At 62.5% G+C, this 16,902-nt stretch carries 16 protein-coding genes and 1 riboswitch; of the genes, 10 read left to right on the top strand and 6 right to left on the bottom strand.

The genetic code is table 11. From position 1 onward, the window contains the following. Window positions 1-51 precede the first annotated feature (51 nt). Entirely contained in the window at window positions 52-636 is a 585-nt protein-coding gene (locus tag FW789_RS14585) for a YajG family lipoprotein (protein WP_101316532.1), read from the top strand. Window positions 637-841: 205 nt separating this feature from the next. After that, window positions 842-1,102, top strand: coding sequence for a hypothetical protein (locus FW789_RS14580; RefSeq protein WP_101316534.1), 261 nt, complete (start codon window positions 842-844; stop codon window positions 1,100-1,102). Between the two features lie 30 nt (window positions 1,103-1,132). Here the strand turns inward: FW789_RS14580 and FW789_RS14575 are convergent, their stop codons facing one another. After that, on the bottom strand, window positions 1,133-2,302 hold the full coding sequence (locus tag FW789_RS14575; protein ID WP_181003770.1) for a 1-acyl-sn-glycerol-3-phosphate acyltransferase: 1,170 nt from the start codon (window positions 2,300-2,302) through the stop codon (window positions 1,133-1,135). Between the two features lie 121 nt (window positions 2,303-2,423). On the opposite strand from FW789_RS14575, the gene FW789_RS14570 reads away from it, so the two are divergent. From FW789_RS14570 to FW789_RS14555, 4 genes are all read left to right on the top strand, one after another. Continuing rightward, the gene (locus tag FW789_RS14570; protein WP_101316538.1) at window positions 2,424-2,609 is read left to right on the top strand and encodes a CPXCG motif-containing cysteine-rich protein; all 186 of its coding nucleotides are present in this window, start codon (window positions 2,424-2,426) and stop codon (window positions 2,607-2,609) included. Continuing rightward, on the top strand, window positions 2,609-2,869 hold the full coding sequence (locus FW789_RS14565; protein ID WP_103436052.1) for a putative signal transducing protein: 261 nt from the start codon (window positions 2,609-2,611) through the stop codon (window positions 2,867-2,869). Before FW789_RS14570 ends, FW789_RS14565 begins: the two co-directional genes overlap by 1 nt. A gap of 12 nt (window positions 2,870-2,881) precedes the next feature. Further along, window positions 2,882-3,502 carry an SOS response-associated peptidase gene (locus tag FW789_RS14560; RefSeq protein ID WP_446431654.1) on the top strand — a complete coding sequence of 207 codons (621 nt, stop codon included), beginning with the start codon at window positions 2,882-2,884 and terminating at the stop codon, window positions 3,500-3,502. A gap of 98 nt (window positions 3,503-3,600) precedes the next feature. Beyond that, window positions 3,601-4,416: a M48 family metallopeptidase gene (locus tag FW789_RS14555; protein ID WP_103436054.1), complete on the top strand. Its 816-nt coding sequence runs from the start codon at window positions 3,601-3,603 to the stop codon at window positions 4,414-4,416. Window positions 4,417-4,458: 42 nt separating this feature from the next. Here FW789_RS14555 and FW789_RS14550 read toward each other — a convergent pair whose 3' ends face one another. The 5 genes from FW789_RS14550 to FW789_RS14530 form a co-directional block, all read right to left on the bottom strand. Then, window positions 4,459-5,043: a TMEM165/GDT1 family protein gene (locus FW789_RS14550; RefSeq protein WP_446431704.1), complete on the bottom strand. Its 585-nt coding sequence runs from the start codon at window positions 5,041-5,043 to the stop codon at window positions 4,459-4,461. 90 nt (window positions 5,044-5,133) lie between these two features. After that, window positions 5,134-5,256, bottom strand: a riboswitch (yybP-ykoY riboswitch). Between the two features lie 39 nt (window positions 5,257-5,295). Then, window positions 5,296-6,294 carry a methyltransferase gene (locus FW789_RS14545; RefSeq protein WP_446431653.1) on the bottom strand — a complete coding sequence of 333 codons (999 nt, stop codon included), beginning with the start codon at window positions 6,292-6,294 and terminating at the stop codon, window positions 5,296-5,298. A gap of 51 nt (window positions 6,295-6,345) precedes the next feature. Beyond that, complete coding sequence (locus FW789_RS14540; RefSeq protein ID WP_411563788.1) at window positions 6,346-7,311, bottom strand: 2-hydroxyacid dehydrogenase; 966 nt, start codon at window positions 7,309-7,311, stop codon at window positions 6,346-6,348. 94 nt (window positions 7,312-7,405) lie between these two features. Continuing rightward, complete coding sequence (locus FW789_RS14535; RefSeq protein ID WP_411563787.1) at window positions 7,406-7,795, bottom strand: MerR family transcriptional regulator; 390 nt, start codon at window positions 7,793-7,795, stop codon at window positions 7,406-7,408. Window positions 7,796-7,875: 80 nt separating this feature from the next. Further along, window positions 7,876-8,451 (bottom strand): NAD(P)H-dependent oxidoreductase, encoded by a 576-nt coding sequence (locus FW789_RS14530; RefSeq protein WP_103436059.1) that lies wholly within the window; start codon window positions 8,449-8,451, stop codon window positions 7,876-7,878. A 169-nt stretch (window positions 8,452-8,620) separates the two neighbouring features. Here FW789_RS14530 and FW789_RS14525 point away from each other — a divergent pair, with 169 nt between their 5' ends. From FW789_RS14525 to FW789_RS14510, 4 genes are all read left to right on the top strand, one after another. Then, window positions 8,621-10,303, top strand: a complete 1,683-nt coding sequence (locus FW789_RS14525) for a fatty acid--CoA ligase (protein ID WP_340612529.1) — start codon at window positions 8,621-8,623, stop codon at window positions 10,301-10,303. A 331-nt stretch (window positions 10,304-10,634) separates the two neighbouring features. Next, window positions 10,635-12,530 (top strand): DUF1302 domain-containing protein, encoded by a 1,896-nt coding sequence (locus FW789_RS14520; RefSeq protein ID WP_186701468.1) that lies wholly within the window; start codon window positions 10,635-10,637, stop codon window positions 12,528-12,530. A gap of 26 nt (window positions 12,531-12,556) precedes the next feature. Beyond that, the gene (locus tag FW789_RS14515) at window positions 12,557-13,921 is read left to right on the top strand and encodes a DUF1329 domain-containing protein (RefSeq protein ID WP_411562177.1); all 1,365 of its coding nucleotides are present in this window, start codon (window positions 12,557-12,559) and stop codon (window positions 13,919-13,921) included. 219 nt (window positions 13,922-14,140) lie between these two features. Then, window positions 14,141-16,858, top strand: a complete 2,718-nt coding sequence (locus tag FW789_RS14510; RefSeq protein WP_103436063.1) for a LuxR C-terminal-related transcriptional regulator — start codon at window positions 14,141-14,143, stop codon at window positions 16,856-16,858. The last annotated feature ends 44 nt before the right edge of the window (window positions 16,859-16,902 follow it).

Raw genomic sequence — 16,902 nt, 5'->3', positions numbered from 1 at the left:
AAGCGGCTGGGTATACTGTGGGCCTTTGCCGCATTTTCTGGAGAAACGCGCATGTTGCAACGTCTGCTGTTCGGTTTGCTCGCGGTGGCCAGCCTGAGCCTGGTCGGTTGTGCCCACAGCCCGCAACAACTCAGCCCGCAACCCAAGCTGACCACTCAGCTCAATCCGGTCGGTCGCGGCCAGCCTGTCGTGGTGCGGGTGGTCGATGGTCGTCCTTCGCAGTCGCTCGGCACCCGTGGCGGCATGTACCCGGAAACCAGCACCATCAGCGTCAACGGCAACGATGTCGTGCCCAAGCTGCAGGCTCAGGCCGAGGCTGCGGTGCGTCTGCTCGGTTTCACCCCGACCCAGGGCGGCTCCAATGCGCCGCAGTTGACCGTGACCCTGGCCGAACTGAAGTACCAGTCGCCCAAGGACAAGATGTATGTGACCGAGGCGACCATCGGCGCGACCTTCCGTGCTGACGTAGCCAATGCCAACCGCCGTTACAGCGGCCGTTACGGCGCTTCGCTGGATCAGCGCTTCGGCATGGCGCCGAACCAGGAAACCAACACCAAGCTGGTCAGTGATGTGCTCAGCGATGCCTTGACCCGTCTGTTCAAGGACCCGACCATCGGTCAGGTGCTCGGCGAGTAAGCGTTCGTCACAGCCAGGTCATAAAAAAACCGCTGCCTGAATCTCAGGCGGCGGTTTTTTTTCCTTCAGGAACAGGCGATAGCGCAGCGCAGAGAACAAAGTCTATGGCAGATGAAATCCGTCGGCAGTTGGTCGTAAAGCCGCAGCCAACGCGCCCGGCTTGGGTAGAATGCTCGGCTTTGCTGTCGCGACTGCGAGGTCTGTAATGTCTGTGCAAGTACTCTGGGGGCTGCTGGCGGCCCATCCGGCCAAGCTGATCAACCTGCTGGCACTGCTGATTACCTGCCCTGGCGGCCTGCTGCTGCAAAGCGCCCGGCGCCGGGCGGCGTTGACGCGGCGCAGCCTGGCGGTCGACGAAGGCCTGGTCGACGCCTTTGATCGGCGCGTGCCGCGTTACTACTACACCCTCGGCTCGGCGTGCCTGGCGCTGGCGCTGCTGTTGTCCTGGTTGAGTACCTGGGTCTGACGGCGGGGCCGCTGCCAGCCCCACCGCGGTTCAGGCAACCTGGCTCTGGACCTTGACCTGATACTGATTGCGTACCGGCGTTGCGTACTGCAGCACCAGGTAAGGCTGCTGTTCGACCGGGCAGGCGTCGAGGCGGCGTTGCCATTCCTGCTTGGCTTTGGCCAACTCGTCAGCCTGGAACAGCTTCTCGGCAGGCGGCACTGCCAGTGCCGGGTCGGCATCCTGCCACATTGCGTAGGCCAGGTAATGCACCGGGAACAAGCGGTAGCCACCCAGGATCTGCCGGTCAACTTCCTGCGCCAACAGCTTGGTATCGGCAAAGAACTCCCTGACCGGTGCAGCGAAGTGGATATGCACGCGGCCTTTATAGCCGGTGATGCCCGTAGCGATGCTCTTGTCGTCTTCGCCGGGCGCCTTGGTATAGCTGCCGGTGGTGGCGCGGATGTACAGCTCCCGCGCCTTGGCCTGATCGCACGGGTCATACTCGTAGCTGATCGATACCGGCGTCAGGTTCAGGCCCTGGATCACCGCGCCGAATGGCTCGTCCTTGCGGCTCATGTGGAACATCTTGAGGATCGCCGAATCGGTACGGTCATCGCCGTCCTTGGCCCGACCTTCAGCCTGGGCGATCCAGATCGACGCGCCATCGGTGCGGATCGAATGATTGATGTAGGCCGAGAGCAACTGATAAGCCGCCAGCTTCTCGCGCCGCCCGGTCAATGAGCGGTGCACGATGAAGCTCTTGTTCAGCCGCATCATGTCACTGACAAAGGGCTTTTGCAGGAGGTTGTCGCCAATGGCGATGCGCGGCGTCGGCAGGCCGGCGTGGTACACCGCATAGTTGACGAAGGCCGGATCCATGACAATGTCACGGTGGTTGGCCAAAAACAGGTAAGCCGTACCTGCCTTGAGCTGTTCGACACCTGAGTAGGTGACGCCGTCGGTGGCGCGATCGATGGTCTGGTCGACGTAATACTCGACTTTGTCCTGCAGGGTCGCGACGCAACTGACGCCGGCGAACTCTTTGCGTAGGCGGCGCGCGATCAGTGGCTTGAGCAGCCAGCCGAAGGCACCGGCCGCCCGAGGGAAGCGGAAGTGGGTGAGGATATCGAGGAATGCCGGGTCGCTGAACAGGCGCGCCAGCACCGCCGGCACCTCAGCATCGTCATACGGTCGGATGGCATCGAATTCGCCCATCATGCTCTCTTGTTGGAAACGACTAGGGTAATAGATAGGGGGCGGCTCCGAAAAACGGCTCGGACGCGCGCAGGTCCCGTAAATAGACCGACAATTATACGCATAAGTCACCCTGGAGGCCGCGATGCTGGAAACTGCATTCTACGATTGCCCTTATTGTGGAGAGGGGGTGGAGACCACGGTTGATCTGTCCGGCGGTGATCAACGCTATATCGAAGACTGTCAGGTCTGCTGCCGGCCGATCGTGTTCGACCTGCAGGTGCACGGCGACGAGTGGATGCTCGATGTGAAAAGCGAGGATGACGCCTGATGCGACGAATCTACGAGCCAGAGAACTTGCTGGAGGCCGAGCTGCTGGTGGCGGTGCTGGCCAGCGAGGGCATTGAGGTGCACCTGGTCGGCCGCGACCTGGTCGGCGCCGCCGGTGAGCTGCCCTTGCACGGTTTGCTCGGCCTGGCGGTGGCCGATGAGCAGGCCGGCTACGCACGCGAGCTGATCGATGCGTACAATGTTGCCCTGCCAGTTGCTGGCGACGAACCGGAGAGTTATCCCGGGACACTGATTTGCTAGGTTGTATATCGCATGTGTGGACGCTACGCCCTGTTTCGCTGGACCCCGGCCTTTGCCGGACTGCCGGGCTACCCCGCCGACCAACAGGCGCAATGGAACATCGCGCCCGGCGCCTCGGTGCTGATCCAGCGCCAGCTTGACGGCCAGCTACAGGTGGCCAGAGCGCGCTGGGGGCTGACCCCGCCGTGGCTGACCGACTTGTCCAAGACGCCGGCACAAGCGCGGGCCGAGACCCTCGCCGAACAACCGATGTTTCGCCAGGCGTTTACCCAGCGCCGTTGCCTGATGCCGGCCAACGGTTTTTACGAATGGCGTGGCAGTGTGCGCAAGCGGCCTTACTGGCTGACGCCGGGCGAGGGCGCGGCGCTGTTCTTTGCAGCGATATGGGAGGCATATCCGGTGCAGGAGCAAGTCTGGCTAAGCTGCGCAGTGATCACCCAGGCGGTGGTCAATCAGCGCCGGCCACTGATCCTCGACGAAGCCGGGCAGGCTGCCTGGCTTGATCCGCAGACGCCTCTGGCGCGTTTGCATGAGTTGCTTGCTGGCCCACCGGCTGCGCTACGCGAGCGGGCGCTGGCCAATTTCGTCAATGATCCCAAGCTGGATGCACCGGAGTGTCTGACGCCGGCTTGACCTGGTGCAGAAAAACCTCGGGTTAAATCTTCCCTATGGCTCTGGCGGCGCCGGGCGTCTGCGCCTAGGATACGCGGCACGTACCCAGGGAGTGTTTTATGCGTAAGTCATTTGTTCTCAGCCTGCTCGCTGCCGGCGTCCTGCTGAGCGGCTGCCAGGCGGTGAATACCACCAGTGGCGGCGCCGTCGGCGTTGAGCGCAAGCAGTACATGTTCAGCATGCTGTCGACCGACGAGGTCAACAACATGTATGCCCAGTCCTATCAGCAGACCTTGAGCGAAGCCTCGAGCAAGGGCGCGCTGGATAAAAGCAGCGCCGAAGCCAAGCGCGTGCAGGCCATCGCCGATCGCCTGATCGCCCAGGCGCCGCAGTTTCGCCCGGATTCTGCGCAGTGGAAGTGGGAAGTCAACGTCATCAAGAGTGACGAACTCAACGCGAACTGCGGCCCTGGCGGCAAGATCATCGTCTACACCGGCCTGATCGATCAGCTCAAGCTGACTGACGCTGAAATCGCCGCCGTGATGGGCCATGAGATCGCTCATGCCCTGCGTGAGCATGGTCGTGAAGCGATGTCCAAGGCCTATGGGATCGAGATGGCCCGCTCCGGTGCTGGCGCCCTGCTGGGCCTGGGCCAGGACAGCATGGCCCTCGCCGACACCGTGGTGAACTACTCGATGACCCTGCCCAACAGCCGCGCCAACGAGAACGAGGCGGATCTGATCGGTCTTGAGCTGTCGGCCCGTGCCGGCTACGACCCGAACGCCGCGATCACCTTGTGGAACAAGATGAGCAAGGCGTCCGAGGGCGCCCCGCCTGAGTTCATGAGCACTCACCCGGCTTCGTCCAGCCGGATCGCCTCGTTGCAGGCTGCCATTCCCAAGGTGATGCCGTTGTATCAGGCTGCCAAGAAGTAAGCGGTATTGGGGCTGCGAAGCAGCCCCGAAATCCCTGCTGAATCAGCCAATCCAGCCACTGCTCTTCATCGCCGAATACACCGCGACGATCGCCAGCACCACAAACGCCGTGGCAGCCAGGCGCCGAATCAGTGTCAGCGGCAACTTCTCCGCCGCAAAGTTACCCGCCAATACCACCGGTACGTTGGCAATCAACATGCCCAGGGTGGTACCGATAATCACCATGATCAGGTGCGGATACTGCGCCGCCAGCATCACGGTGGCGACCTGAGTCTTGTCGCCGATCTCGGCCAGGAAGAACGCAATCAAGGTCGTCACGAACGGCCCGAAGCGTCGTGCTGCGCTGCTTTCGTCGTCGTCCAGCTTGTCCGGCACCAGGGTCCACAACGCGGTTGCGACAAAGCTTGCGGCCAGCACCCAGTGCAACACCGACTCGCTGAAGAACCCACTTACCCACGCCCCTACTGCACCTGCCGCAGCGTGGTTGGCGAGGGTGGCGACAACGATACCGGCGATGATCGGCCAGGGTTTGCGAAAGCGGGCAGCAAGGATGAGCGCGAGCAGTTGCGTCTTGTCACCGATTTCGGCGAGCGCAACGATGGCGGTTGGTACGAGAAGGGATTCCAGCATCAGGGTTCCTACGGGGGCGGGTCGACACGGCTATGACACGTACAGCCTTCCCGCCCCGGGTAAGGTGTGCGTGTCATAGGTCTTGTCAAACCCTGGGTCCGTCTGTGCGGACCATGAGTCGTACGCGCCATGGTCTGAGGACCAAGTATGTTGACGCGTACCGGGCAAGCTTGAGTGCTTGCGGGAGACTACTCCCCTAGGACGGAGCGGATTCTGCCTAGGCAAATCCGTTTGGGCAAGCGCTATTTCCTATCCGCGTTTTGCCTGGTAAATCCTGAAACCCTGCTCTTCGATCAGCGTCTTGCAGTTGCCCAAGGCCTGCTGGATGTACGGTTGATAGCGCAGGAAGGTGTTCGCAACAAGGCGAAGTTCGCCACCTGATCGCAGATGTTCAGCCGATTTTTTCAGCAATGTTTCCGAGGCGTTGTAGTCAGTGTGGACGCCGGTATGGAACGGCGGATTGCTCAGGATTACCTGCAGATCACGCGGTGCAGCATCGATCCCATCGCCACTGATGACTTCAGCTTGCAAGCCGTTGGCGGCAAGGGTGAGGCGGCTGCTGGCCACCGCGAAGGCATCGACGTCGAGCATGGTTACCTGGCTGTCCGGGTAACGGCGCTTGACGATCGAGCCGATTACGCCCGCGCCGCAGCCGAAGTCGAGTACCTGGCCAACCGCCAGGCCGTCCAGATGCTCAAGCAACAGGGAGGTGCCGCGGTCCAGCCGGCCATGGCTGAACACCCCGGGCAGGCTGACGATCTGCAGCGGACCATCGGCCAGCGGCAGTTCGAAGCGTTCAGCCAGGCTTTCCAGTGGGGTGGCGGCCGGGGCGTTGTCGACGGTTACCTGCCACAGCTGGCAGTGGCGCGCACTGTCGAGCTTGCGCGGCTTACCGAAGGCTTGCAGCAGCTTGGCGCCGCCTTCGATCCCGCCGCGCTTTTCACCGACCAGATACAGCTCACGGCCAGCCAGGCGCGAAGCCAGGGCGTTGAGCAGGTAGGCGGCCAGTTCGCGCGACTTGGGCATGAACACTACCGCGGCATCGAACGGCACCTGCGGCGGCTCGACGCCATGCTGGTTGCGCCCGGCAAAGCGCGCTTCGAGCAGGGCCTGGTCGCCGGCGTGCCAGGTCCAGCCGTGGGCTTGCGGCAGTTGGCCGAGCAGATCGTCGGCGGGCAGGCCGGCAAGCAGCACCGAGCCCTGGAACAACTCCGCCTGACGGAGCAACACTTCACTGCGCGGGTCCATGGACGACGCCTCCTGAAAAAAGTCGCGCAGTGTAGCAGAGGCGGGCTTGGCTCAGCTGACCACGCGGCGCGGCGTGCCGGCAAAGAACGCCTGGGCGTTTTCGCTGAGCTGCCCAACGATGCGCTGCCGTGCCTCGACCGCGCCCCAGGCACTGTGCGGAGTAACGATCAGGCGTGGCACGTCTGCCTCCAGCAGCGGGTTGCCGTTGACCGGTGGCTCGACGCTGAGTACGTCAGTCGCCGCGCCGCCCAGATGGCCACTGCGCAGGGCGTCGGCCAAGGCCTGTTCATCGATCAGACCACCGCGGGCGGTGTTGACCACCAACGCGCCGGGCTTGAGCAGGGCCAGCTCACGGTGGCTGATCATGTGCCGGGTGTGTTCATTGAGCGGGCAATGCAGGGTCAACGCATCGACCTGCGGCAGCAGTTCGTCCAGCGGCAGGCGCTCGGCACGTGCAGGGCGTCCGGGGATCTGCCCGCTCAGAACGCGCATGCCAAAGGCCTCGGCCAGGCGTGCCACCGCGCCGCCCAGCTCGCCGTGGCCGAGCAGGCCGAGGGTCTTGCCTTCAAGTTCGACGATAGGGAAGTCGAGCAGGCAGAACTGGCTGGCCTTGGCCCATTGACCGTCGGCGACCGCGCGCTGGTAGTCGCACAGGCGGGTCGCCAGCGCCAGCAGCAAGGCCAGGGTGTGCTGCGCCACCGAGGGAGTGCCGTAGCCCTGGCAGTTGCACACGATAATGCCCTGGGCACGCGCGGCGTTCAGGTCGACGTTGTTGGTGCCGGTTGCAGCCACCAGGATCAGTTGCAACTGCGGGTTGGCCGCCAGTACGTCTGCATCCAGCAGCACCTTGTTGCTGATTGCCACAGTAGCGCCCTGCAGGCGTTCGGCAACCTGCTCCGGCGCGGTCGCGCCGTGTAGCGTAAGAGTGCCGAAGCAGGCCCTGAGCGCGCTTAGGTCGAGGTCGCCGAGGTCCAGTGAGTCATGGTCAAGAAATACAGCAGTGTGGCTGAAGGTCATGGTCTGTCCTGTGCTCTGGCAGCGTGCGCGAAGGGGAGGGTAATAGACCCTACAGAATCAGGTGAAAAAACGCATGTCGACTAGTTGAAATCTGTCATGCGACCTTGGCCGCTGCCCCGATCTCTGGCTGCAGCGTGCAGAGGGCGTCAGCAGTTTCGTGCTCGAATGCTTCCAGCGCCGCGTGCAGCCCTTGCAAGGAGGTGATCTGTGCGCGAACTGCAGCTTTCTTGTCGGCGAGCGCCTGCTGCACCTGCAGCCAGGGAATCTGACCCTCTGGGTAAGGCTGCAGGATGGCCTGCATCTCTTTCAGCTTGAATCCAAGTTGCTGCGCGCATTTGATCAGGCGCAGGCGATCTACGCTCTGTTCGCTGTAGATCCGGTAGTTGCCTGCGCGTTGCGGCTCGGGCAGCAGGCCGAGCTTCTCGTAGTGACGGATCGATTTGACGCTGGTGCCCGCAAGTTGGGCTGCTTTTCCGATGTACATGGGGGGCTTCCTTGCGTGATCGAGGCGCCAGCCTGGGCTGGCGATTCATCTTACACAAGCAGCTGAACGCGTCTACGTGGCTAGCTGGCGGCCAGCTTGCGGGCCTGCAGCAACCAACGCTCGCGCTGGCTGGTACCTGAGCCGAGTAACGGCCCGAACGTCAGGGTGCGGGTCGGCTTGATGCCGCAGAAGGCCAGGGTGGTCTTACGCATCTGATGCAGGCCAGGCATGCGATAGACCCAACGGTAGTACCAGGGCGGCGTGTCCATTGTCACCAGCAAATGGGCGGTGCGGCCTTTGAGCAGTTGCTCAGGGAATGGCGAGTCTTCGCGGTACTTGAAGGCAAAACCAGGCAGGAAAGTACGGTCGAAAAAGCCCTTGAGCAACGCCGGGGTAGCGCCCCACCAGATCGGAAAGACAAACACTAGTTGTTCGGCCCAGAGGATGTCCTCCTGGGCCTGGCGCAAGTCCGGTTCCAGCGGCTGGATCTGCCGATAGCCGTGGTGCAGTACCGGGTCGAAGGTCGCCTTCGGCAGGTCAAGAATACGCACGGCATGCCCGGCCTCGCCGGCGGCGAGGATGTAGGCCTGGCCCAATGCGGCGCAAAAGCTGTCCGCGGCGGGGTGGCCGAGGATCACCAGAATACGTTTGCTCATGTCAGCTCCACTCAATCAAGCCAACGAGGCTAAGGCCTGCCCCTAGCGGTAGAGTCAACAGCGGCACTCATACCCGCGCCGCGCAAATCATTCCTTCGGCTGATTTGGCTGTCACATCTGCGCTCTAGAGTAACCGCCTGACCTCGCCCGACTCGAAAAAGGGATAACCATGCTGCAGACGCGCATCATCCAACCCGCTGAAGGTGCTTACCAATTCCCGCTGCTGATCAAGCGCCTGCTGTTGTCTGGCAGCCGCTACGAGCGCACCCGCGAGATCGTCTACCGTGACCAGTTGCGCCTGACCTATCCACAACTGGTCGAGCGCATTGCGCGCCTGGCCAATGTGCTTAGCGAGGCCGGGGTCAAGCCGGGCGATACCGTCGCCGTGATGGACTGGGACAGCCATCGTTACCTGGAATGCATGTTTGCCATACCAATGATCGGCGCGGTGGTGCACACCATCAATGTGCGCCTGTCACCCGAGCAGATCCTCTACACCATGAACCACGCCGAGGACCGACTGGTGTTGGTCAACAGCGATTTCATCGGCCTGTACCAAGGCATCGCCGGGCAGCTGACCACGGTTGAAAAGACCCTGCTGCTGACCGACGGCCCGGACAAGCGCGCCGAACTGCCGAACCTGGTCGGCGAGTACGAACAACTGCTGGCCGCCGCCAGCCCGCAGTACGTCTTCCCTGATTTCGACGAAAACTCGGTGGCGACCATGTTTTACACCACCGGCACCACCGGCAACCCTAAGGGCGTGTACTTCACCCATCGGCAACTGGTGCTGCATACCCTGGCGGAAACTTCGGTACTGGGCAGCATCGACAGCGTGCGCCTGCTCGGCAGCGATGACGTGTACATGCCGATTACGCCGATGTTCCACGTTCACGCCTGGGGTATCCCCTACGCAGCCACGCTGATGGGTATGAAGCAGGTCTACCCTGGCCGATACGAGCCGGACATGCTGGTCAAGCTCTGGCGTGAAGAGAAGGTCACCTTCTCCCACTGCGTACCGACCATCCTGCAGATGCTGCTCAATTGCCCGGCGTCCCAGGGCCAGGACTTCGGCGGCTGGAAGATCATCATTGGCGGCAGTGCGCTCAACCGTGCGCTGTATCAAGACGCGCTGGCCCGTGGTATTCAGCTCACTGCAGCCTACGGCATGTCCGAAACCTGCCCGCTGATCTCCGCTGCGCACATCAACGAAGAGCTGCAGGCCGGCGGCGATGACGAGCGGGTCAGCTATCGGATCAAGGCCGGGGTGCCGGTGCCGCTGGTGGAAACCGCGATTGTCGACTGCGATGGCAATTTCCTCCCGGCCGATGGTGAGACCCAGGGCGAACTGGTGCTGCGGGCGCCGTGGCTGTCGATGGGGTATTTCAAGGAGCCGGAAAAAAGCACCGAGCTGTGGGCTGGCGGCTGGCTGCATACCGGAGACGTCGCCACCCTAGACGGCATGGGCTATATCGACATCCGCGACCGCATCAAGGATGTGATCAAGACCGGCGGTGAATGGATTTCCTCGCTCGACCTTGAAGACTTGATCAGCCGCCATCCGGCGGTGCGTGAAGTTGCAGTGGTCGGTGTCGCCGATCCACAGTGGGGCGAGCGTCCGTTTGCCCTGCTGGTTGTTCGCGACGGGCAGAGCCTTGACGCCCGTGCGCTCAAAGAACATCTCAAACCGTTCGTCGAGCAAGGTCATATCAACAAGTGGGCGATTCCCAGCCAGATTGCCGTTGTTACGGAAATTCCCAAGACCAGCGTCGGCAAGCTGGACAAGAAGCGCATCCGCCTCGACATCGTCGAATGGCAGGCCAGCAACAGCGCGTTCCTGTCGACCCTGTGAAGCGCAGCGGGTCATCGGCGAATTAGGCGCGACCCGCATTGCAGAGAGGATGGCGCCTTGTCAAATGGGAAAATTGCGCCATGCTAGAGCACTGTCAGCTCGCACACCGGACCAGATCGGGGCGAGCGACGGGCACGGAACGCAAATCACACTTTAGAGGGATCTAGCGTCCGAGCCTGCTGGCTATAGTCGGGGCCAGGGGTTTTCAGAAACGGAGGGGGAGCGCTGCGTGCAACTCGCAGCGTCGCAGGTGCAAGCCTGCCTACCGGTCAGCCGGACCGTTTCTGCAAGGACTCACTGCCATAACAAAAAAGAACATGGAGTAGCGTCGATGAAATCTGCACACCCGTTCTGGCGTCGGGCAAGACTGCCCTTTGCCGTCAGCCTCGCTTCTACGCTCGCAAGCCCTGCATTCGCTGTCAGTTTCAACATCGGTGAAATCGAAGGCCAGTTCGATTCGTCGCTGTCGGTCGGCGCCAGTTGGTCGACAGCCAGCCCGAACAAAAACCTGATCGGCGTCAACAATGGCGGCAAAGGGCTTTCGCAGACCTCCGACGATGGCCACCTGAACTTCAAGCGCGGTGAGACCTTCTCGAAAATCTTCAAGGGCATCCATGACCTCGAACTGAAGTACGGCGACACCGGCATCTTCGTCCGTGGCAAGTACTGGTATGACTTCGAGCTCAAGGATGAACACCGCGAGTTCAAGGACATCAGCGATTCCAACCGCAAGGAAGGCGCCAAGTCCTCTGGGGCCGAGCTGCTCGATGCGTTTGTCTATCACAACTACTCGATTGCCGACCAACCCGGTTCGGTGCGTTTCGGCAAGCAGGTAGTCAGCTGGGGTGAAAGCACCTTCATTGGCGGTGGCATCAACTCGATCAACCCGATTGACGTGGCTGCCTTCCGCCGTCCTGGCGCCGAGATCAAAGAAGGCCTGATCCCGGTCAACATGTTCTATATCTCGCAGAGCCTGACCGACAACCTCTCGGCCGAGGCCTTCTACCAGCTGGAATGGGACCAGACGGTTGTCGATAACTGCGGCACCTTCTTCTCTCAGCCGGACATTATTGCCGACGGCTGTACCGACAATCTGCGGGTGCTCAGCAGTGGGCGAACTTTGAGCGGGCTGCCACCTATAGCGCAGGGCATCCTGGCCGGGAGCGGGGTGAACTACAACGACGAAGGCGTGCTTGTGCGGCGCAGTGCTGACCGCGATGCCCGTGACAGTGGCCAGTTCGGGGTCGCGCTGCGCTACATGTTCGAGCCGCTGGACACCGAGTTCGGCGCCTACTTCATGAATTATCACAGCCGTGCGCCGATCTTCAGTGCCACCGGCGCCGATCCATCGGTGTTCGCTGGCCTCGCCGGTTTGCCGCCACCGCTGCAGGGTCTGGCGCCGCTGATCGTTGCGGGCAACTCGAAATACTTCGTCGAGTACCCGGAAGACATCCGCCTGTACGGTTTGAGCTTCTCCACCACGCTGCCAACCGGTACCGCCTGGAGCGGTGAAGTCAGCTATCGGCCAAACGCGCCTGTGCAGCTCAACACTACCGATATCTTGTTCTCCGGCGTACGTCCGATCGGCGGCGCGTTGGCCAACGCATCGTTGCTCAATGGCACCCCTGGCCAGGACTTGCACGGCTACCGCCGCAAGGAAATCACCCAGTTCCAGACCACTCTGACGCACTTCTTCGATCAAGTGATGGGCGCGAGCCGCATGACTGTGGTCGGCGAAGTCGGCGTGACTCACGTTGGCGGCCTGGAGAACGCCCGCGAAATCCGCTATGGCCGTGACCCGGTCTATGGCCCGGGGCCGCTGCCAGCGACCGGTGGCGCGGATACCTGTGTGGCACTCAATAACAGCACAATCGGTGGCGCCGGCGCGGGCGCATCCACCGCCAACCTCAGCCGCAAGTGCGAAAACGATGGCTATACCACCAGTACTTCGTGGGGCTACCGGGGCCGCGTGATCTGGGACTACAACGATGTCTTCGCTGGGGTCAACCTCAAGCCAAGCGTGGCCTGGTCGCATGACGTGTCCGGCTATTCTCCTGGCCCGGGCGCCAACTTCGAAGAAGGGCGCAAGGCCGTAAGCCTGGGCCTCGATGCCGAATACCAGAACACCTACACAGCGAGCCTGTCGTACACCAACTTCTTTGACGGCAAGTACACCACCGTGGATGACCGCGACTTCGTTGCGCTCAGCTTCGGCGTGAACTTCTAAGCCCATTGATCCAGGACGACCAACCAATGAACAAGACCAGAAGTCTGCTGAAGGCCGGTGTACTGGGCATGTCCCTGCTGGCAACCAGCGTAATGGCTGCGGTTTCCGCTGACGAGGCGGCCAAACTCGGCAGCACCCTGACGCCGATGGGTGCGGAAAAAGCCGGTAACGCCGACGGTTCCATCACGGCCTGGCAACCGCTATCGAAAACGGCTGGCAGCGTCGATGCCAAGGGGTTCCTGTCTGACCCGTATGGCAGCGAGAAGCCCAAATTCACCATCACCGCGCAGAACGTTGAGCAGTACAAGGACAAGCTTTCGCCTGGCCAGTACGCGATGTTCAAGCGCTACCCGGAGACCTACAAGATTCCGGTCTACCCGACCCATCGCGGCTCGACCGTGCCGGATGAAGTGTTTGCCGCGATCAAGCGCAACGCCACCAAGACCAATCTGGTGGCGGGCGGCAACGGTCTGGAGAACTTCGAGACGGCTATCCCGTTCCCGATTCCCAAGAGCGGCGTTGAGGTGATCTGGAACCATATCACCCGCTATCGCGGTGGCAGCGTGACGCGCCTGGTTACCCAGGTCACGCCGCAACCCAACGGCTCCTACAGCCCGGTATCGTTCTCGGACCAGTTTGTGTTCCGCGACAAGCTGAAAGATTACGACCCAGCCAACCCGGGCAACGTGCTGTTCTACTTCAAACAGAAGGTCACCGCGCCTTCGCGCCTGGCGGGCACCGTACTGCTGGTGCACGAGACCCTTGACCAGGTCAAGGAGCCGCGCAAGGCCTGGGTCTACAACGCCGGCCAACGCCGCGTGCGCCAGGCACCGCAGGTGTCTTACGATGGTCCGGGTACTGCGGCGGACGGGCTGCGTACCTCCGATAATCTCGACATGTTCAACGGCGCGCCAGATCGCTACGACTGGAAGCTTGAAGGCAAGAAGGAGATGTACATCGCCTCCAACACCTACAAGCTCGATTCGCCAGGCCTGAAATACGCCGACATCGTCAAGCCCGGCCACATCAACCAGGACCTTAGCCGCTATGAGCTGCGCCGGGTCTGGCATGTGGTCGCGACCTTGAAGCCGGGCCAGCGGCATATCTATGCCAAGCGCGACTTCTATATCGATGAGGATACCTGGCAAGCCTCGGTGATCGACCAATACGACGGTCGCAACCAGTTGTGGCGCGTGTCCGAAGCGCATGCTCAGGACTATTACAACAACCAGGTACCGTGGTACACCCTCGAGACGATCTATGACCTGCAGTCGGGTCGCTACCTGGCCCTGGGTCTGAAAAACGAAGAAAAACGTGCCTATGACTTTGGCTTCACCGCCAGCAAGGCCGACTTCCAGCCAGCAGCGTTGCGCCAGGACGGTATTCGTTAATCGACGCAGCTAAAACTCCGCATGACTCCCAGAACGCCCCGGCCCGCCGGGGCGTTTTGATTTCCGGTGCGCACTGATGGGTTGCCGTAAATCAGCTCTGTCGCTTTTTGTCGTAGTCTTTTACCGGATAAACACACCCATCATCTTCAAATAGGCTGCGATACCCGCTAGTCTCGCAACAACCTGCTGTGCTGATGTCTCCCTCATAACGAGCCGGCCATGACTGATCTGTCCCGTACGCATGGATACACCAGCCAGGCCCTTGGCCTGCTGGACGGGCGTTTTTTCCGGCCACCGTTGCCCGATGGCCACGTGCCCCGTGGGCGCTTGTGCCAGCGTCTGCATGCGGGGCTGTCTGGCAGGCTGTTGCTGATCAACGCGCCAGCCGGCTTCGGCAAAAGCTCACTGGCGATTGAGTTCTGCGAGTCCTTGCCTGATCACTGGCGCAGCCTGTGGCTGGGGTTGAGCCAAAGGGATGCCGACCCTGGGCGCTTCCTCGAGCGCCTGCTGGAAGGTTTGCAGCAGTACTGCCCGGCCTTGGGCGGGCAGGCCATGGGCCTGTTGAAGATGCGCCAGCGTCATCAGCCGTTCGCCTTCGAAGAGTGGCTCGACGGCCTGCTCGACGAGCTGGCGCTTTACCTGCAAAGCGATAGCCCGATCCTGCTGGTGCTTGACGACTACCATCTGGCGCAGGGCGCGGTGCTCGACCGGTGTTTGCAGTTCTTCCTCAATCACCTGCCAAACGGCCTGGTGCTGATGATTACCAGCCGCCAGCGCCCCGATTGGCACCTGGCGCGTCTGCGCCTGTCGCGCCAACTCAGCGAACTCAACGAGCAGGACCTGCGCCTTACTGCCGACGAAGCGCTGGCGGTGCTCGGCCGACAGCCCACCGGCTTGCGCGGGCAGGCACTGGACAACCTGATCCAGCGCAGCGATGGCTGGGTAGCGGGGCTGCGCTTCTGGCAGCTGGCAGCCAGCGAGTCGGGCGACGAACATGCCTTGCCGCAGGCATTGCATGGCGGCGAAGGGCTGATCCGTGACTACCTGCTCGAAGAAGTGATCGATATCCTGCCGGCCGACGTGCAGGCGTTTTTGTACGAAACCGCCTGCCAGGAGCGCTTCTGCGCCGAGCTGTGCGACGCCCTGCGCGCACGTCAGGACAGCGCCGGCATCCTGCGCTACCTGCAAGCGCATCAGGTGTTTCTGGTGCCGCTGGATGAACACGGCCATTGGTATCGCTACCATCATCTGTTCTCTGATTTGCTGCGCAGCCGCCAGCACAGCGCGCCGCTGGCTGATCTGCACCTGCGCGCCTGCCGCTGGTTTCAGGCCCAGGGCCTGCTTGACGAAGCGGTCGAGCAGGCCCTGCGCGCCGGCCATTTGGATGTGGCGGCGGACCTGGTGCAGAGCCTGTCCGAGGAGCAACTGCTGGCCGAGCAGAACGTCGGCATGCTCCTGCGCTGGAAGATGGACCTTCCCGACAGCCTGTTGATCAGCACGCCGCGGCTGATCGTGCTGTACAGCTGGGCGTTGGGCCTGGCCTGCCAATTGGATGCTGCCGAAGAACTGGCGGCGCACCTCAGCCGGTTTTTGCCGGCGCCCTCGGCCACCGCCCAGCGCTCGATGCTGGCGCAGTGGCTGGCGCTCAGTGGCGTGATCGCTCGCGGCCGCGGCGATCGTGAACGCACCTTGAGCTATTGCAGCGAAGCGCTGCAGAGCCTGCCCAACAAACGCTACGGCCAACGTCTGGTGTGCCTGTCGACGCTTTCCAACCTGGCCATTGCCGACGCCGACTTCTGGCGCGCGCGTGGCTGGAACCGCGAAGCGCTGGAGTTGGCCCAGCGGGTCGGCAACCCGTTGTTCGAGGCACTCGCCCATTACGATCGGGCGCGGGTGCTGCACGCCCGTGGTGAAATCCGCCGGGCGCTGGATGAAGTGCGTCAGGGCTTGTTGCGCCTGCAGGATCTGTCAGCGCAGCGGCTGTACGCGGTGCGCGCCAGGCTGACCTTGTACGAGGGCCATTTGCTCGCGGCGCACCTGCAACCGGCCCAGGGCCGCGCGCGCTTGCGCGCGGGCCTCAGTGAGGCGCGCGCCTGTCGCGATATCAGCGTGCTGATCGGGCACTGCGTGATTGCCTCGCTGGATGGCCGCGAAGGGCAGTATGCCGAAGCCTTCGCCGAACTGGCCGAAGCCGAGCGCTTGATGCATATCTGGGACGTACCGCCAATCTTCTACCTGGCGATGATCACCCTGGTGAAATGCGAGCTGTGGCTGGCCCAGGGCCGTACCGATCTCGCTGAATCATGGCTGCTGCGGCTCGGTCAGACCTATGGCGGCGAGCAGCCCGCTGCAGCACCGGAGTTTCACCCATTACTGCCATTGCACATCGAACTGCAACAGGCGCTGCTGGAGCGCGTCCAGGGCCGTTCGGCGCAGGCTGTCGAGCGCCTGCAGAGGCTGGTCGAGCGCGGCCAGGGCAGTGGCGGTCAGTTGCTGGCGGCCAGCGCCTTGTGCCAGCTGATTGCCCTGCATCTGACCGAGGGCCGCGAGCAGTCCGCTGCCAGCCTGTTGCCGCAAGCGCTATTGGCCGCCCAGGGCGGCGCCTTGCAAGCGTTTCAACGGTTGCTGGAAGAACAGCCGCTGTGGCTGCGCGAGCAGCTGTCGACGCGCCCCGCCTGCAGCGTCCAGCTCGACCTGCTGGCGCGCCTGCCGCAGCCGCAGGTGGTTGCCAGTGGCACCGGCGAAGCCCTGAGCGGGCGGGAGTTGGCGGTGCTTGAGTTGATCGCCCAAGGCTGCTCGAACCAGCAGATCAGCGAGCGCCTGTTCATCTCGCTGCACACCGTCAAGACCCACGCCAGCCACATCAACAGCAAGCTTGGCGTGGAGCGCCGCACCCAGGCGGTAGCCAAGGCCAAGGCGCTAGGGCTGCTGCCCTGAGCCTGCCCCACGGCCTGCGAATTCGCCCTCAGCTTTCTCTACCT

The sequence above is a fragment of the Pseudomonas sp. 1121_17 genome (assembly GCF_052850745.1).
The sequence above is the reverse complement of the archived record's forward strand: the minus strand, read 5'-3'. Positions and strand labels throughout refer to the sequence as shown.